Source organism: Pseudodesulfovibrio sp. zrk46 (assembly GCF_012516435.1).
Lineage (GTDB): Bacteria > Desulfobacterota > Desulfovibrionia > Desulfovibrionales > Desulfovibrionaceae > Pseudodesulfovibrio.
The window spans coordinates 1280236-1297510 of sequence record NZ_CP051216.1; the positions used below are offsets into that span (position 1 = coordinate 1280236).

The following is a 17275-nucleotide window of genomic DNA, read 5'->3' on the forward strand; positions in this document are numbered from 1 at the left end:
TAGTTCATTCTTCATCCCGCTCGCAGAGCGGTTCCACCCTGCTCTCTACTCAGTCTCAACGAACCGACTGAAATCATCCTTCAGCGTCTCCTTCAACGTAGCCAGACCGGCCTCGTCGGTGCGGGAGAAACAGAAGGCAAACACGGGGTACTCGGTGTAATCGATCCGACGCAACTCAAGCACTTCGTTGAACATGCCGGTGAACCCATCGTAATCGAACGACTTGATGGCATCCCTGTCCATGCCCGACGGCACGTCGGCGATGACCATGGCGTAGACGTCGCCCTCACGACCTTCGAGGATGGCATCCCAGTTGGGACGAAGCTCCTTGAAATAATGCTCGTATGGATTGATACCCCATGCGTGATGGGTAATGTCAGCCACGCACCAACCGGCGAAACGAAGCGGGTTGGCCTCGATGGGCACGATCTCTCCGGTCTGGGTGACGCGTACCTCGACGTGGGTCACGAAATTACGGAACTGACACTCGCGGCCCATCTTGCGGAGATAGTCGGTGAAGGGCACGAGCCAGTCTTCGATGATCTTGGTGGACGTGTAGTAGAGGCGGTCGGAAAGATCGTCCTCGGACACGAAATGATGATGCAAAATGTTGGTGACTACTGGGGAGCCTTCTTCGTCGTAGTAGACGTCGATGGCGTACTCCTCACCCTCAATACACTGCTCGAGGATGAACTCACCTGCGTTGACCACCTCTTCGGGATAGTCGGCGTTCAGGGCTTCGCGCTCGGCCTTGATGGTCTCCACGACTGCGGGCCAGTCTTCCGGAGTATCCACCACATGCACGCCGAGACTGAAAAAGCCACGGGCTGGCTTGATCACGAACGGAGTGGGCATGTCGTCGATCTCAAGCTCGTCCAGCTCGTCAAAGGAAGCGCGAAAGAAGCGGTAGCCGGGATGCAACGGGGCCACGGTCTCGCGGTAGAGCGCCTTGTCCTTGCAGATGTCGATCTGGCGGGCGAGGTCTTCGTTGCAACCGCAGCGCAGGGCATGCTCAAGGGCGTTCTCGGAGTTGGCGAGCACGCGCTGGCCCATGCCAAGACGTGCACTGAACTCGATCTGGTCGATGAATTCAAGCCCGGCGTCACCAGCCAGACGGCGGGCTTCCGGGGTGTCGAGGACAGCCTGTTCCAGTTCTTTGACGGACTTCTTCAGGAAGTCGGAAACATAGGGTGCATCGAGAAGGAACATCTATTTTGCCTTACCTGCAAGCTCGTACTTCTTGAGCTTGTACTGGAGATTGGACTTGGACAGGCCGAGCATTTCGGCTGCCTTGACCTGCACGAACTCGGCACGGACCAGCGCACGCTTCACAAGGGCGCCTTCGATCTTGTCCATGGTCTCGGCAAGGTTGAGCTTGGAGGGCAGCAGGTCCACGGCGGACTTGAACTGGGCCTCTTCGTCCTTGATCTCGGGCGGCAGATCGTCGGCCTCGATGGTCTCGCCGCGTGACAGAACCGTACAACGCTCCACCACGTTTTCGAGCTGACGGACGTTGCCCGGCCACTCGTAGGCGGTGAGATAATCCATGGCTGCGCCGGAAAAACCGGAGATCTCCACCTGATTTTCCTTGGTGTACTTCTCCAGGAAGTGGGCGGCCAGCAGCGGCACGTCCTCACGACGCTCGCGCAGGGGCGGCATGAAGATGGAAACCACGTTGAGGCGGTAGAAGAGGTCCTCGCGGAACTCGCCCTTGCTCACGGCTTCCTGCAAATTCTTGTTGGTGGCGGCCACAATGCGGATATCCACATCAAAGGTCTCGGTACCGCCCACGCGCTCCACCTGATGCTCCTGCAGCACGCGCAACAACTTCACCTGAAGCTCGGGGGTCAGCTCGCCGATCTCGTCGAGGAACAGGGTACCCTTGTTGGCCTGCTCAAACTTACCCTTGCGCATGGAGGTCGCGCCGGTGAAAGAGCCTTTCTCGTGACCGAACAGTTCGGATTCCAACACACCGGGGTTCAGCGCCATGCAGTTGACCGCGATGAACGGCTCGTCGCGACGGGGCGAGGAATTGTGGATGGCACGGGAGATAAGCTCCTTACCCGTACCGGATTCACCGAGGATCAGGACTGTGGACTTGGAAGGCGCGGCGCGGTCCACCATGTCCAGGACCTGCTGCATACCCTTGCCGCGGGCAATGATGGAGCCCTTGGAGTAGCGGTCGCGGATTTCGCGCTTGAGACGAATGTTCTCCTGCTGGGTATTGGCGAACTGCTCTGCCTTGGAGATGGAGAGGAGCAGCTCCTCGTTGGCAAACGGCTTGGTGATGTAGTCAAACGCGCCGATGCGCATGGCCTCGACCGCGGCCTCGATGGAGCCGAAGGCGGTCATGATCAGCACCGGAATATGCGGGTAATTCTTTTTGCAGTGCTCCAGCACGTCCTGCCCGGTGAGCTTGGGCATCTTCATGTCGGTCAGGATCAGATCCACCTCGGATTCCTCAAGGTAGGCCAGACCCATCTCTGGATCAGACAGAGTCGTGACGTTATAGCCCTCATCTTCCAGAATGGATTCGAGGATGAGCAGGTAGTTTTTTTCGTCGTCGAGGACGAGAATATTTGTGGGCATTCTTTCCAGCCTTGTAGTTTCTAATGTTGGCGGCGCCTTGACGCCGACGGGAAGGATACAACAAGACGGCCCGAAACCCAAGCGGCATGTGGATGTATGCACATTCAACCCGCCTGGACGCTGGATTGTCGTGCAGCCCCGTGGTATATTCTGGCCATGGTGGAAATCGACAAGAAAGAACTCCGTTCGCGGCTCATCGCAAAACGGGCCGGCCTGCCGGAGCACGACATACTGGAAAACAGTTCTCACGTAGTGGAGTTGATCCGCTCTCTGTACGAGTGGAAAAACGCCCGGGAAGTGCTGATATACTGGCCTATCAAGGGTGAAGTGGACGTGCGCCCGCTCGTTACGGAACTGTGGCAGCGCGACGTCACCGTGCTCATGCCCCGGTGCCGCCCGGATGCCCGCGGCGAAATGGACATCGCCTGCGCCGCCTGCGAGGACGAGCTGACGCCCGGGCCCTTCTCCATCATGGAGCCGGACGCCGAGACCTGTCCGCCCGTGGACATCTGCTGTCCCGACCTCGCCATCATCCCTGGCGTGGGATTTGATCGGCGCGGTTATCGCCTCGGCTTTGGCGGCGGCTACTACGACCGCCTGCTGGCCACCGACGGCATGAAGAAGACCATCAAGATCGGCGTAGGCTACACCTTCCAGCTGGTCGAAGAACTCCCCACTCAGCCATGGGACATGCCCGTGGACATCATCTGCACTCAAGAGGAACTATGGCGGCCATAGCGTTTTTTCCGTTCGAATTTATCTCCATCCCCAATGTGGGCATTGCCTTCACCTCTCGCCGCGGCGGCGTCTCCGAACCGCCCCACGACTCGGCCAACCTCTCCTTCGAGGTGGACGATGACGACACCAAGGTGGCCAAGAATCGTCGCATGATTCACGACCGGCTGGAACTCTCCGGCTGGTGCGAGTGCAAGCAGATTCACGGCGACATCATTCACTGCGACCCGGCCCCGTTCCAGCCCGAGGAGCACGCCACCCTCGAAGGCGACGGCCTAACCACGGCCACGCCCGGCGTCGGTCTGGTCATCAAGACCGCCGACTGTCAGCCGCTTCTGCTGGCCCACTCATCCGGCAAGTACATCGCCGCCCTGCACGTCGGCTGGCGCGGCAACAAGATCGATTTTCCCGGCACAGGTGTGCAGCGTTTCTGCGAAACCTACGACCTCAAGCCCGAGGACATTCACGCGGTACGCGGCCCCAGTCTCGGCCCCACCAAGGCGGAGTTCGTCAATTTCGACACCGATTTCGGGCGCGGGTTCAAGCAGTATCACGATCCCGAAACGCACATGGTTAATCTCTGGCGCATGACCCGCGATCAGCTCATGGCTGCCGGATTGCCCGAGAGTCAGATTCATTCCATCGATCTCTGCACCATGGGAATGGACGACACCTTCTTCTCCTACCGCAAGGCCTGTGCGGCCCCGGTGAAAGCGACAGGGCGTCAGGCTGGGATCATCTGGATAAAGCCTGAGTAAGTTGAAATCAGAATGGGAAGCCGCCTTCGGCGGGATTATCGGGTGATTTCGCCTCTGGCGGCCAAAGGGAAAGACCCTTTGGAATCCCATTCTGCGGCTATCGCCGCAAACTTCGACTAAATAGGCTTTTCTAGGCTCGGACACCCTCGAGCGAAGCGAGCGATAAAAAGTTTAGGAGGGTGTCGGGCTTCAGCCGTTAGCGAGTCTTCAAGCTTTACGGATGTAGACAGCAGCGATAGACGCCCCACCGGCGAGGTGCTCGGCCGCAAGGCCGATTCCCTCCCACTACGAACCTTTCGGCTCATCGTGCGGACCGATCAGCAACTTGAAGCGGATCCCGGTTTCGTTATCCTCGTATCCCGACGGCGGAATTCTAATTATGCCCTTGCCGCCAGATAATGTGACATTGAGAGGTGGTAGCAATGCTCCTTTGATCTCAATCAGGTCCTTCCCCAAATTGGCTGCTGTCCATGTATTCTCCCCAATGGCTTTGGCCACCCGATCCGGCAGCGTGATGAGTTCAGTCTGGCTGAACATGGGCCAGGCAAAGTCGACGTCCTTGGTTGGACGAAGCAGGGAAGGAGGGCGGCCCTGTATGCGGTGCTCCTCAACTTCTCCAGTGCTCACCATGTTTTGCAGAATAATCATATTCTCTTCTGCGAAAATCCTCTGCTCGTCCTTTTCCATGGCCAGAACCACCTTGTAGCGTTCAATCTCGGACCAGTAGTACCTTTCTTTGGCACGAGCAGTAGGCAAATACACATTGATACTCATAAGCAGGGTGGCCACCACAAACGATGCAATGAATTGACTGGTCCAGACGGAACACTTACCGATCCTTTCCCCGCCCTTGGCGTATAGCACCCAACAAAGAGCAAGGACGGCAGTTATCGGCAGTATCGCCATCTTGCCCAGTTCGTGCAGCGCCAATGGCATGAGCCAGTGCGTTCCATAATAATGCCAAAAGATTCCAGTCAGTAAAGCTACGATGATAAAGAACACAGTTCTGTATTGATCCATCTTCCTGAGCAGAGGCATTACGAGAAGCTTGAGGAAGGGTAGGGAAAGCAAGCCAAGGCCAAGGGCAAGCCAAGGCTCCGTGAGCGTCATCAGCATTGCCGCACCCAGAAATGACGCATTGGCTAACAGGAACCACACATACAACGGCCGGAGGATTGGCACGGCAGCGAGCAATCCGACAGCGATTATCGCCCCGATATAGTAAGGGAATCCGAAGAAGACATAATAGGGCACGCCTTGAATCCCGCCACGCCCCCAGCAGAGCATCCCAAACAGCGCGGCAAGGCCGATGAAAGAAGGCATATACTGTTTCAGGAATACACGGATGTCATATCCTTCCACCTTTTTCTCGGAAGGCAGACGGAAGTATTCGGCGCAGAAGATGATAATAAGAAAGATGGAAGTAACGCTTGGCGCGGCCATTATTCCCCATGTGTTCAACTGCAGGGATCTTCCACCAACAAAAAAGTGCACGAAAAGAGCAGCAATGACAAAAGCCAACGCGTATAGAGAGAGGATTGCCTTCATATCACAGGACCTTGGATATGAAGCAGCCATGAGCAGAGCGGTTTTTCTATAACTCTTTTCCGAAGACGAGCGCAAGACTTTCGCGTGTAAATCCGCTACACACTCCCCATGGGCATTCTTCTCAAAATCATCATCATTCTCGGCCTGATCTTCCTGATCACCGGCATGTTCACCAAATCCAAGGCAGAACGGGTGGAACGACGCAACAAGACCACCAATATGCTGCTCATCATCATTGTGGTGTTGCTTGCCGTGTCCATTGGCATCAACCTCTACTCCCGGTTCGGCTCCTAAGTGACACGCCCTGCCCATCCACATATCGGCTGGTCCGGCAACCCGGACGGCCCCCGAATTTTAGGTATCAATCCGTGGATCACGGACTTCGCGGCCTTCAACGTCTGGTCGCGCCCGGTGGGGCTGCTGGCCTGCCTGTCCATGCTGCGCGACGCTGGCGCATCCGTGGCCCTCATGGACTGTCTGGACCGCACATGGGAGGACGTGACCTGGCCCAAGCCGGGCAAGTACGCCACAGGCCACTATCCCAAGGAAGAGCTGCCCCTGCCTGCCGGGCTGGAGTTCATGGACCGACGCTATTCCCGCTACGGGCTGCCCCGTGAGCTGGTGCGCGAAGCGCTGGCTGCGCTGGACCCGATCCCGGACGCGGTCATGGTCACGTCCATCATGACCTACTGGTATCCCGGCGCGCTGGATATTCTGGATATCGCCGCTGAACTCTGGCCGGAGGTGCCGCGCTACCTCGGCGGCAACTACGCCACCCTCTGCACGGCCCACGCAGAGAAGCACGCCGATGCGAACTTCATCCAGCAAGGCACACTGGAAACCCCGGCCAACTGGGGCGCGTTCTGGAACAGCCTCGGCCACCCGGTGCCGCCTGTCCCGGCCAATGCCGGACTCTCGCTGGCCCTTGATCTATACAACGACCCGCTCTACGCCCCGATCCTCGGCTCGCGCGGCTGCCCGTTCACCTGCGACTACTGCGCGTCCCACGCGCTCTACCCGAATTTCACACAGGGCGAACCGGACGCCATCTACCACTCACTGCGCGCCGAATACGACCGCGGCGTGCGCGACTTCGCCTTCTACGACGACGCACTGCTGGTGAACCCGGACCGCTGGCTCTGGCCGCTGCTGGACCGCATTCAGGCCGACGACCTCGACCTGCGCTTGCACACGCCCAACGCCATGCACATCCGCCGCCTCTCCACAGACGTCTGCCAACGCCTTCGGGCGGCAGGCCTGCACACGGTACGCCTTGGCCTCGAAACCACGGATTTCGACAACCGCAACGATGTGAAGCTAACCCGCTCAGAGTGGGAATCCGGCGCGCAGAACCTTGTGGATGCGGGCTATGATCTGGACGACATCGGCGTCTACATTCTCTTCGGCCTGCCGAACCAGAACCTCGACAATGTGCAACAGGCCATCGACCACGTACGCGCCTTCGGCTTCCGGCCGCACCTGGCGCACTACACGCCTATCCCCGGCCCCCCCATGTTCCATGAGGCGGTCAAGGCATCATCCCACCCCATTGCTGAAGAGCCGCTCTTCCAAAACAACTCCATCTGGCCCTGCGTCCCCGGCGGATTCACATGGGACGAAGCCAGACGCTGGAAACAACGCCTGCACGGGAAATAGCCACAAATAGAATAGGTATCTTAAGCCTCAGCAGTGAGGCTTTCGAGAGTGGTGCAGCTGCAAGGCGACGGGCACGAGGGAACCGGAGGCGTAGCAACGCTACGGTGAGGATTCACTCGTCGCCCGGCAACGCAGCAGATGTGCCGCTATCGGAAGCCGGGAGCTACCAAACAGCTTCGGCTAACGTCCCTTCTGTTTCGTAGGGGAATGTCTTCTGACCGATGGTCATCTGACCGGCAATCTTGAAGTTGGTAGAGTAAATGTTGGTGGGATCAAGACGACCTGTTCCGGCAGCCTTGAGGGTGATGGGCTTACCCATGGAGAAATCGCGGATCTCCATGTCGGCACCTTTGATCTCTGCGGTAAAGGCGAGATCCTCGATAGACTTCTCGCCCGGCAACAAGAGCTGCTGCGAACGAATGTCGATCCAACCGTTGCGAGGCAATTGGGACCCGGCAGGCATGAACAGATTGCCAGCTACCCGAACCACACCCTTGAAATCCGCGCCGCCGAGCAGCGAAGTGAGATTCAGATCACCCTCGAACTCGAAAGAGCCGTTCTGGAAGAGATCCAGTTCACACTGGGGACCGCCGGTGTCGAGACGAACGTGGGCAAGCGGCGAAAAGCCGACTTTGACGTAGGCCTGCCGGAAGGCAAGACTGCCGGGCGTATCGGCCACGGTGATCTTGAGATTGGTAACGCGGAAGCTGAGCGGGCCGTCGCGGTCAATGGCATCCCATCGCAGCCCGATGGTGGGCAGACTCTCATCCACCGAAGCGAGGGCGGAGGCCCAGATCTTGTTCCACGGCATGAACAGGGCAATGCCGATCAGGAAGCCGAACAGCACCAGAAAAAGACGGGCCAGAATGCGGCCGGGGAGCGAGGAGACTTGCTGATAATGCGCCATGGTCGTCTCCTAGCGGGCGAGGACGAAATGCGCGTCAGCCAAACGCGGATCGTCGGGGTTGCGGGTGATGGAACAATCGGGCGTCTGCAGGCTGGCCCGGTTGCGTAACGCTTCCATGAAATTGATGAGTTTGGACAGGGACAGTCGCTCAAAGGTTACTTGAATGCCTTCGGTGTCCTCATCCAGCTGGGTGGAGCGGATGGAAACGAGATTGCCTTCGATGAGCAGGTCATCGATGATGGACCAGGCGGCCTCTTCCACCGGCAGATGGGCGAGGTTACCCTGATGGGCCCGCAGGGCAAGGGTTTCTTCCACCATGGGAGCAACGCGGCCATACTGCTCTTTGGCCTCGGAGATGCGCTGCTCCAGCGACCCGGAAAACAACTTCAGGCCCACGGAAAGGCTCAAGGTGCCGATGATCGTGCCCATCAGCATCATCTTGAAAAAGCGATGCTGTGAGGCCATGGGCCACGAGGACCAGAAATAGGTGCGTGTTTTCTTGCCCATTACTTCTGCTCCACGATCAGGCTGAAGGTCAGACCGCCGAACACTTCTTCCTGCTTTTCCAGAGAAAAATAGTACTGCTCGTCATCAGTGATGGCATTGATGTAGTCGTCGAACTGTCCCACGTTGGGGCCGAAGAAACCGCGCGCCCGGCCGCGCTTGCCGTCAATGGACAAGCCCTCCAGCCGCACACTCTCCACCGCAGGACGGCTCAACGCCGCCAGCACGCCCACAGGGTCCAATCCGATCTTGTTCGTGGCCGCCAGCTTGCCATACTCGAACTGCAACCGGCCAAAGGGCGAGTTGCCGATGTCGTCACCGAGAACCGACCGATAGAGCTTGTCCGTCTCGGCCTGAATCTGGTCCAGCTGCGCTTTGTTGTTGTAGTAGCGCAGCCCCTGACCACCAAGAATCAGGGCACAGATGATCACCACCCACACCAGGTTGCGGATGAACCTTTTCGACGCTGAGGCCGATTCCTTTGTATGATCAATGACAGCCATGTCGCCTAACTACGCGAATCCTAAATACTGGGCAAGCAAGTGCATGCATATACAGACACCTCGCCGATGAGGCGCCTATCGCTGCTGTCTTTATCCGTAACCCTCGAAGACTCGGGAACGGCTAAAGCAAGAATCTCCAAAACTTTTTTATCGCTCGCTTCGCTCAAAGCCTTGCGCCCTCCAAATTCCACCCTCTTCAAAACCAACAACGTGAGGCTTTCGAGAGTGGTGCCGCTATCGAAAGCCGACGCTAAACCTTATCCTTCATTTGTTTGAAGAACTCTTGGAGGAACTGGGAGGAGGTCTCCTTGCCATTCACATCCAAACGATCGAGCAGCACAACAAGGTTGCCGCGCGGCGTGGTGGTGGACATGAAGTAGAGCTCGTGGGTCTCCTGATTGGGAGCCTGCATGGTGAAAATCCAGTTCTCGTCCTGCCGACGCCAGTCAGAATGGGAAGAACCGCCCTCTTCGGCCTCGCGCACCAGAATCTCAACGAATCCGGACAGGGGCAAGCGACCGGGAACGCCCAGAAACTCGCCCTGCTCGTTCATGATGACGATGGGCGTATTGAGGAAGGCATCCGACGGACGCTCAAGGGAAGGACCCTTGTTCTCCTCCATCTTCTCAAAGGCGTAGGACTTGACCGTACCTTCCGGGCTCTTGACGTTGATGATCTTGCGTTTGACCTTTTTCTCGGCCTTGGGCTCGGTCACCGGAGCAGCCTCTTGCGGGGCGGCTTCGGCGGCAGGAGCAGCCGCGGTGGCAGTTGGTTGAGCCGGAGCCTCGTTGAGCTTGTGGAGCACTTCGGCAAAGAGCTCGGAATTGCGGGATTCGAGATCGACAAGGGTGGTGACCGCATCCTCAAGCTTGGCAAGACGCTGGTTGGCCTTGGCCTGAGCCGTGGCCAGCGAGGCCATGCCCTGCATCATCTGCCCGGCGGTCTGGAAAAACTTCTCCATGTACTCGGGATTGAGCACGCTGGAGGTCTGGGGCGCAGCCACAGCCGCGGCAGTAGGAGCCGCACCCTGACGGGGCGCAACTTTATATTCCTTAAAGTGCTGCTTTAAGACTTTGGCGGTTTCGTTGACAGACATGCCCTTATCAAAGCAGTCGCGGATCTTGAGACAGACGTCGCCCGCTTCCTTCTTGAAGCGGATGGGCTTTCCGCGTGTCAGGACCGGGATGAAACCGGGAAACTTGCGGCGGTAGCTCTTGATGGTGGTTTCGGAGACCGCGCACAGGGCGGCCAGTTCTTTATGCGTATAGGTATCGACCATGATAATTGCTCATTCGGGGTGTTGCGGAGGCGGCGAGCCGTGTGGCCAACTTGAGTTGGCGTGGACGCGCCCGGAGCCGGTTGTCCCAGACGCAGGACACGCGGCAAGGTTCCTGGGTGATAGTGCGGTTAATAGTGCTTTTCGTACCGAGCCTGACAATAACTTTCGTGGGCATGGAACCAAAGGCGAGCCGGATCACACAGTCCTCCTTGTTCTAAATCGTCACCAATCGTCACCCTTGTCAATCAAGGGTTTGTGAAGGAACGAAGCTTACCGGTTTATTATCTAGAAAACATCTAGAGGTCAAGCTGTGCACCGCCTTTTATAAGGTGCCAGACAAAAAGGCAAGACATGCCCGGAGGGTCTCCGGGCAGACTGAAATAGAGGGCTGTCCCGACGGGTTACAACCGGGATGTGATGGCGTTGTGAATGCGGCGGGCCGCGTCTTCCTGACCGAACAGACCGACGCGTACCGAAATTTCCGTGATGTCCATACCCACGAGCTCCAGCGCGATGGTGACGGTGTCGCCGCCCATCTTGCCCTGAATCCGGGCCTCGGAGTTGTCCTTGCGTTCCTTGACGATGGGGATGCCCAGCTCACTGCACGCGGCCTTGCTGGCGGCGTAGGCGTTATCCAGCGAGGAATCGTAGCTGCCAACAGCGTCGCCGTTGACATAAGCGTACGTGCCCAAAGCTGCTCCACCGCCCACGATCACTGCGCCACAACCGGCGACGGACATCAGGAAAACGGAAAGCAGTGCTGCGGCAAGTACGATACGCATAGGCTAGTCCTCTTTTGGCGGGGTAAAGGCGATGACCTTCACGTCACTCTTGTTCACGGTAATGGCTTCGGTGCCAAAACCGGTGGAATCAAGGGTGGTGAAAGTAAAGGTATCCGGGCTGTCAGAACCGATGTAGATGCGGGCATCCTCAAAGACCAGCTGCTTGTCCTGGTTGGTGAGGATGACAAACGAATGAGGCCCGTTGAAGCTGATACCCTTCCAATATTGAAGGTCTTCCGTGCGGGTAAAGCTGAGTACCGTGGAAGAACGGCCGTTGAGCTTGCCGGTGATGTACAGATAGTAATGCCCGCCAATGGGCTTCACACCGGACAGTTCCAGCACGCGGCCGTCGCTCATGTGCACTTCGCCAATGGGATCGGGCGGCAGATAATCCATCACGCTCTTCTCTTCAGTGGCAGGAGCGGCCTCGCCTTCTTCGGCGTTGGCGGTCTGTTCGGCGTTGGCGGTTTCGCCAGCCGGGTCAGTGGAAACATCCTCTTTACCGCCACAGGCAGTGAGGGTGACGAGCAACATCAATATAAACAATATGGTCCGCATGGATCCTCCGTATCAGTGTATGATTCCCGTTCCCTATCAGGTAACGCACCGGGAATCCAGCATTGGCGGGGGGCAATGACGCTTCAGAAGGTATTCACCCGCTCATCTTCCTGTGCTTTTTGTGCACAGTAATGTGCTTTGCATGGTTACAAAAATGAAAATATGCCTTTATAAACAAAAATATGTGTATTCACGTCAAAAAGAGGTGATAGAGCAGACTATGTTCACACGCAAGCAGACCTTTGAACTGCTCCAGTATGCGACGATTTTCGTTGGCGGCTATGCCCTTCTCTCCTACTTCGAGGCATTCGAGACCATATACGACTTTTCGCGTACGCACGAATCCTACGAGCTGGATGAGTTGTTTCTGACGATCCCGCTGCTCCTGCTTTGTGCAGCCATTTTCGCCTGGCGAAGGGTCCGTGATTTACGTCGGCAGCAGGCAGAGCTTCAGGCTTCGAAACACAAGTTGACCACGGCATATACCCACATTGAACAGCTCTCCCGATTCCGGGAGGAGTTCATATTCCGCGCATGCAGCGAAATCAAGGAGCCCCTGGCCGGCGCTTCCTCAATACTGAAAATCCTGTCGTTACGCGCCAACCGGGAAGACCGTATGGCCATGAACGAAGTGGACTCCACGCTGGAGAATATGCATCTGCTGATCGATGACATCGCATCCTTTGCAGCCACGCCGGACGGGCTGGATCGAGACCAGAGCCACATGACCATATCCGAGATTTTCGATTCGGTACGCCTTCTCACGAACATGCATACCGACATGAAAGGAGTCTCCTGCCACTTTGTCGCCGAAGAGGGGCTTTCCGATGCATTCGCCTGCGAATCCGGCGTCCTGCGTCTCGCCCTTGTGACCTTGGTGAACAACGCCATCAAGCATACCGACACCGGCAGGATCACAGTCTATTCTTCCTTCCGCGCCGACAAGGATGGCTCGCTGACCTTTACCGTCACCGATACGGGCAAGGGCATCGAGCCCGAACGGCTCAACACCATTTTCGAACCTTACACGGCAAGTGAAACACTGCCGCAAAGCCTGCGCGACTGCTTCGGCATCGGCCTCCCCATGATATACCGACTGATCAAGGAAAACGGGGGCACTCTCTCTGTATCAAGCACCCCGGGACAAGGTTCGGAATTCGTCTTGACTGTTCCGGCCATGCCGGTGTGATCCAAACAGACCTTTTACTCACAAGCCAACAAGGACTGATAACCGCCCCAAAGCTCTGCACGGCACGCATGGTATTGCTTCTTTCAAGGTCAGCCTTCTGGAATGCGGACATGCTCCGGTGGTGCTGCGGGCTTGGCAAAGAGAAAGCCCTGGATATAGTCAGTGCCTTTGTCCTGAAGCCACTGGAACTCACCGATGGTCTCCACGCCTTCGGCAATGGTTTTGACGCCCAGACGTTGGGACATACTGAGAATGTTTTCCGTAATGACGGACTTGTAGGGCTCAGAGTCCACGCCCCGAATTAACTCCATGTCAAGCTTGATGAAATCCGGTCGTAATTTGCTCAGCAGATTCAAAGAGGAGTACCCGGCGCCAAGGTCATCAAGGGCCACTCGAAAACCATTTTCCCTGTAGTAATTCAGGATTCCGAGCAAGTGGTCGATGTCTGCGATCTCTTCACTTTCCACAACCTCAAACACGATCTTCTCAGGCGACAGGTTGGCCTGCATGATGGCCTCCATGGTCGTTTGCAGACAGTGCTTCGGATTGTAGATCGTTCCGGGGGAGAAGTTGACGAAAATGGGCTTGTCGAGTCCGTGCTCCACACATCCTCTGATGGCAGCGAGACGGCAGGCGCGGTCGAGGTTGAACGACATGCCCGTTTGCCTTGCAATCTCGAACATCTTGCCGGGATTGACGAACTGCCCCTCTTCGGAGGTTGCTCTGGCGAGACATTCGTAGGCAAAGACCTCTGCCGGATTATTCGCGGACACGATGGGATGGAAATGGGAAAAAATCCGATCGTCACTGAGCATCTCGAACAGCCACTCGCCCTCTATTTTGGCCACGATGGATTCAAGTGGTTCCATGCGCGTCACATGGTGGACGGTCAACTCCTCGTTTTGGCCAAGGACCAGTGCTTTAGTGTCATTTAGCTCCAGTCTACTGACATTGCTTAAAAAATCTTGGCAAAGTGTTTCGAGTTCTGTTTGTTTGAACCCGACTTTGAAGATCCCGTTATACGGCTCAGAATATTCAAGTCCCATCTGATCGAAATACCCCATCAGTTCCCGCGTCGTGTGGATCATGGGCGGGGCTAAGTAAAGATGACCGCTTGCCGGTAACGGATCGGGAACTCGCTCGCATCGGGAGCAACCTGAAATCGGAGTGATTTTGCTAGACATACCTCCATATATCTCAACACGACCACAAATGGTCAAGCCCGGTATAGTGTTCACCGTGGTGATATTTCACCTGACCGAGCACTTCCGAAGGAAACAGATTATTATTGCGCTGTGTACAGATTTCCTCCATGGATAAATATACCGAAATGTATACCCATTGGAGGATGAGAGATGATGAATCGCAGAAAATTCATATCAATGTTGTTAGCATCGGCTGCACTCGGCAGTGTTTCCGCATTCCCCTTGAGCCGAAAAGCTCTTGCACAACCAGTTGAAAAAGACTGCGTCATCATCGGCGGAGGTGTTTCCGGCTTCACTGCGGCCTATCTGCTGCGAGACAGGAATGTTTTGCTTCTGGAAGCCGAGTCCGGCTTTGGCGGGCGAACCATCTCGGGCATCCACAATGATTGGTACTACCCGGAAGGGACCGAATATTTGGGAAAACCCGACGGTGTCCTCGCAGAGATCATTGAAAATCTGAACCTGGATCTCATTGAAATCCCTTCACCCATGGACCAGATCTGGCGAGATGGAAAGTTTTACAGCGGGGGTTCCGGGCGGATCAAAATGCTCACCCGCAAGGGGGGCGTCAATGCGTTCAACCGTTTCCTGAAGGCACTTAAGGATGTTGCAGCGCATTACGAAGAGGTTCCCGACTACGACCCCAACGGAGAGCTGGCCCGTCTTGATGAGATTACCTGCAAACAATGGTTCGATGAACTGCGTCTCCCGGACGTGTATGCGGAGACCTACAATGTTACCTTCCGAGGTCTGTTCGGCGCAAACATAGACGAGGTGTCGGCACTAGGCGCTTTTGCAGAAATATTTTTCGATTTCGAAGGTATGGACCACCCTCTTGACCAAGAGGACATCGACGAAATCATACGCGACAAAGATTCCGAAGGGAGCGGCTCCTATTCCTTCCGCCACGGCATTGCAGAAGTGATCGAGGCTCTTGCCAAGTTTATGGGAGACAGGGCGCAGCACTCTTCCAGAGTCATCTCAGTCACCGGAAATGACGAGGACGGATACGAAGTCGTTTACCAGCATGAAGGCGTGGAAAAGACGGTGGGCGCCCAAAGCGTGATCTTTTCCACCCCAATGCCGGTGACCAAGGCCATCGGTGCACAGTTGCTGCCGCTCAATCAGCAATCGCTGATGAATCTTGTGCCATACGCACAGTTCGTCACAGCTGCCATCTTCAGCGATGAGCCAATCTATACCGACGCCTTCGATCTCGCCGTTCCCGACGGTTGGTTCGTCACCGACGTCTACGACTGTACCTGGATGCAGAAGAAGCTGGGCGAAAAACACAAAGGGTATGTTGCGTCCATGTATATCGGGCCGCACACCTACAAGGACACGAGTCTTGTCGGCATGAGCGATGCTGATTTGCTCGAGAACTCGTACAAGGATCTGCAGAACATCTGGCCGGATATCCGCGACAAGGTGAAAGGATATGACATCCATCGGTTCGAGTACGCTTATCCGGTCATGACACCGGGCGCTTATGGGCGGTTGACCAAGCTCTGGTCCATGTTCAACGGCGGTGTACAGATAGCCGGTGACGGCATGATCTACCCGACATTCGAAGCTGCTGTGCAGGCAGGAACCATTGCAGCGAGGCGTATCAACGAATGGCTCTAATGGCCATGCTGCAATAGCAGCCTGAGCACCATAGATGTAGTTACCCTCATCTGCGCTGCTTTCATTCCAAGATTCAGCTCGAAGTCAATTGCCTTCGGTTTGTTGGTTTGCCCCTCCCGGCGACCTGTTACTTGAAGACCTCGTCCAGCCAGTCAAAGACGACCAGGCCAACCAGTCTCCGATTCTCCATGAGGCAATGATTGGAGGCGCCTTCGTTGGACGGGGTAACCACCAGCTTGGATTGTTGGTTGGGAAAGTTGTCGGCGGCGAAGTCCACCTGTTGCCGAGCGGCGTCGCTCTTGTACTCCCCTTCGCCCAGGATGATCAGGGCCGGGACGTTGATTCTGGTAGGGTCAAAAGTATTGCCGGCATTGGCTTTGATGAGTTCGGACGGGTTTTCGGGGTTTACGCCGTAGCGCCAGCAGATGGACTCGACCACGTTGGCATGAAACGATGACCAGGACTGCCTGTCCTCTGCTGTTTCCGTGGCTGCGGGCATGGTGGCGAACAGCTTCTCGGCGTCGATCACAGCGGCGGACATGACGATCGCCTTGAGCCGGGAATCGTGCATGGCAGCCTGAGGCACGAACAGGCCGCCCCCGCTGTACCCGAAGGCAGCCACTCTGGCGGGATCGACTTCGGGACGCTTCAGGAGAAAATCCACCACCTTTTTCATGGGGACGTAAGTGTCAGTCCGGAAGATATGGCCCGACTGCGGCAGTATTCCCTGCCCCGGCAGGTCCACGGTCATGAAGTTATAGCCGCGTTCGAACGCTTCCTGCGCAATATAGAAATACAGGTCTTCGGCAAACGTCTCGCCGCCGCCGATCATGAGCAGGGTTCCGGCGGGCTTGCCTCCGGCCTTGGCAGGGCGAAAATATCCCGGCAGCACGGTGTTCTCAAAGGGAACCTCGATATATTCCAACGGTGGGTCGAACAGGGGACCGGCCTTTTGCATCAACATGCGTGTTCGCGCGGCCCTTTGTACCAGTTCGGGATTGTCAGAAAGCATGGCGATCAGTGAAACACGAGCGTAATACGCCGCGCGCAGATATTGGGTACGGGCACTCAGCTTGTGCCCTTTGGCCAAGGCCTCGTCGCCACGAGCCTCGACCCGTTTGGACAGCTCGAACCACTCACGGTGCCAACTGTCGGCATCGCCATCCTTGATTTTGGACGCCGCGTAGAAAATCTCGCCAACCTCCCCGCCACCGTTGCCCACGGCCCCGAGCACGAGATTGCCGAAATGAAAATCCATGTCGCCGTCTTGGAAGTAATAGTGAAACGCTGTGGCATGGGCGTCGAACGCCTTGTCATCTTCCGAAGCCGGGGAAACTGCGGGCAGGCAGATCAAAAGGAATAAAGCGGTGGCCGGAAGAACTCGCTTCCAGAGTTTTGAAATCATAAGCATGATACGATCCTTTGGAGGCTGTTTT

Annotated in this window: 17 protein-coding genes; 6 read left to right on the plus strand and 11 right to left on the minus strand. The window is 56.6% G+C overall.

Annotated elements, in window-relative coordinates:
- Positions 1 to 45 precede the first annotated feature (45 nt).
- A complete protein-coding gene (locus tag HFN16_RS05835) occupies positions 46 to 1209 on the minus strand; it encodes an ATP-grasp domain-containing protein (protein WP_168889859.1) in 1164 nt (387 codons plus the stop codon).
- A complete protein-coding gene (locus tag HFN16_RS05840; protein WP_168889860.1) occupies positions 1210 to 2589 on the minus strand; it encodes a sigma-54 dependent transcriptional regulator in 1380 nt (459 codons plus the stop codon).
- Positions 2590 to 2685: 96 nt separating this feature from the next.
- Between HFN16_RS05840 and HFN16_RS05845 the strand changes: the two genes are divergently transcribed.
- Both HFN16_RS05845 and HFN16_RS05850 read left to right on the plus strand, forming a co-directional pair.
- Entirely contained in the window at positions 2686 to 3327 is a 642-nt protein-coding gene (locus HFN16_RS05845) for a 5-formyltetrahydrofolate cyclo-ligase (protein ID WP_247648451.1), read from the plus strand.
- Positions 3315 to 4082 (plus strand): polyphenol oxidase family protein, encoded by a 768-nt coding sequence (locus tag HFN16_RS05850; RefSeq protein WP_168889861.1) that lies wholly within the window; start codon positions 3315 to 3317, stop codon positions 4080 to 4082. The genes HFN16_RS05845 and HFN16_RS05850 overlap by 13 nt, the downstream gene beginning before the upstream one ends.
- A gap of 285 nt (positions 4083 to 4367) precedes the next feature.
- Here HFN16_RS05850 and HFN16_RS05855 read toward each other — a convergent pair whose 3' ends face one another.
- Positions 4368 to 5630 (minus strand): hypothetical protein, encoded by a 1263-nt coding sequence (locus HFN16_RS05855; protein ID WP_168889862.1) that lies wholly within the window; start codon positions 5628 to 5630, stop codon positions 4368 to 4370.
- Positions 5631 to 5738: 108 nt separating this feature from the next.
- Here HFN16_RS05855 and HFN16_RS05860 point away from each other — a divergent pair, with 108 nt between their 5' ends.
- Both HFN16_RS05860 and HFN16_RS05865 read left to right on the plus strand, forming a co-directional pair.
- The gene (locus tag HFN16_RS05860) at positions 5739 to 5924 is read left to right on the plus strand and encodes a hypothetical protein (protein WP_168889863.1); all 186 of its coding nucleotides are present in this window, start codon (positions 5739 to 5741) and stop codon (positions 5922 to 5924) included.
- The gene (locus HFN16_RS05865; protein ID WP_168889864.1) at positions 5925 to 7286 is read left to right on the plus strand and encodes a radical SAM protein; all 1362 of its coding nucleotides are present in this window, start codon (positions 5925 to 5927) and stop codon (positions 7284 to 7286) included.
- 163 nt (positions 7287 to 7449) lie between these two features.
- On the opposite strand, the gene HFN16_RS05870 is transcribed toward HFN16_RS05865, so the two are convergent.
- From HFN16_RS05870 to HFN16_RS05895, 6 genes are all read right to left on the minus strand, one after another.
- Entirely contained in the window at positions 7450 to 8193 is a 744-nt protein-coding gene (locus HFN16_RS05870) for a hypothetical protein (protein WP_168889865.1), read from the minus strand.
- A gap of 9 nt (positions 8194 to 8202) precedes the next feature.
- On the minus strand, positions 8203 to 8700 hold the full coding sequence (locus HFN16_RS05875) for a hypothetical protein (protein WP_168889866.1): 498 nt from the start codon (positions 8698 to 8700) through the stop codon (positions 8203 to 8205).
- Positions 8700 to 9200 (minus strand): hypothetical protein, encoded by a 501-nt coding sequence (locus HFN16_RS05880; RefSeq protein ID WP_168889867.1) that lies wholly within the window; start codon positions 9198 to 9200, stop codon positions 8700 to 8702. The genes HFN16_RS05875 and HFN16_RS05880 overlap by 1 nt, the downstream gene beginning before the upstream one ends.
- 250 nt (positions 9201 to 9450) lie before the next feature.
- Complete coding sequence (locus tag HFN16_RS05885) at positions 9451 to 10479, minus strand: MerR family transcriptional regulator (protein ID WP_168889868.1); 1029 nt, start codon at positions 10477 to 10479, stop codon at positions 9451 to 9453.
- A gap of 401 nt (positions 10480 to 10880) precedes the next feature.
- Positions 10881 to 11261, minus strand: a complete 381-nt coding sequence (locus HFN16_RS05890) for a DUF3568 domain-containing protein (protein WP_168889869.1) — start codon at positions 11259 to 11261, stop codon at positions 10881 to 10883.
- Between the two features lie 3 nt (positions 11262 to 11264).
- Positions 11265 to 11819 carry a hypothetical protein gene (locus HFN16_RS05895; RefSeq protein ID WP_168889870.1) on the minus strand — a complete coding sequence of 185 codons (555 nt, stop codon included), beginning with the start codon at positions 11817 to 11819 and terminating at the stop codon, positions 11265 to 11267.
- Positions 11820 to 12039: 220 nt separating this feature from the next.
- Between HFN16_RS05895 and HFN16_RS05900 the strand changes: the two genes are divergently transcribed.
- A complete protein-coding gene (locus tag HFN16_RS05900; protein ID WP_168889871.1) occupies positions 12040 to 13008 on the plus strand; it encodes a HAMP domain-containing sensor histidine kinase in 969 nt (322 codons plus the stop codon).
- A gap of 89 nt (positions 13009 to 13097) precedes the next feature.
- Here the strand turns inward: HFN16_RS05900 and HFN16_RS05905 are convergent, their stop codons facing one another.
- Positions 13098 to 13877 carry an EAL domain-containing protein gene (locus HFN16_RS05905; protein ID WP_247648452.1) on the minus strand — a complete coding sequence of 260 codons (780 nt, stop codon included), beginning with the start codon at positions 13875 to 13877 and terminating at the stop codon, positions 13098 to 13100.
- Positions 13878 to 14363: 486 nt separating this feature from the next.
- On the opposite strand from HFN16_RS05905, the gene HFN16_RS05910 reads away from it, so the two are divergent.
- A complete protein-coding gene (locus HFN16_RS05910; protein WP_168889873.1) occupies positions 14364 to 15839 on the plus strand; it encodes an FAD-dependent oxidoreductase in 1476 nt (491 codons plus the stop codon).
- A 127-nt stretch (positions 15840 to 15966) separates the two neighbouring features.
- On the opposite strand, the gene HFN16_RS05915 is transcribed toward HFN16_RS05910, so the two are convergent.
- Entirely contained in the window at positions 15967 to 17250 is a 1284-nt protein-coding gene (locus HFN16_RS05915) for an alpha/beta hydrolase (protein WP_247648453.1), read from the minus strand.
- Positions 17251 to 17275: the final 25 nt, after the last annotated feature.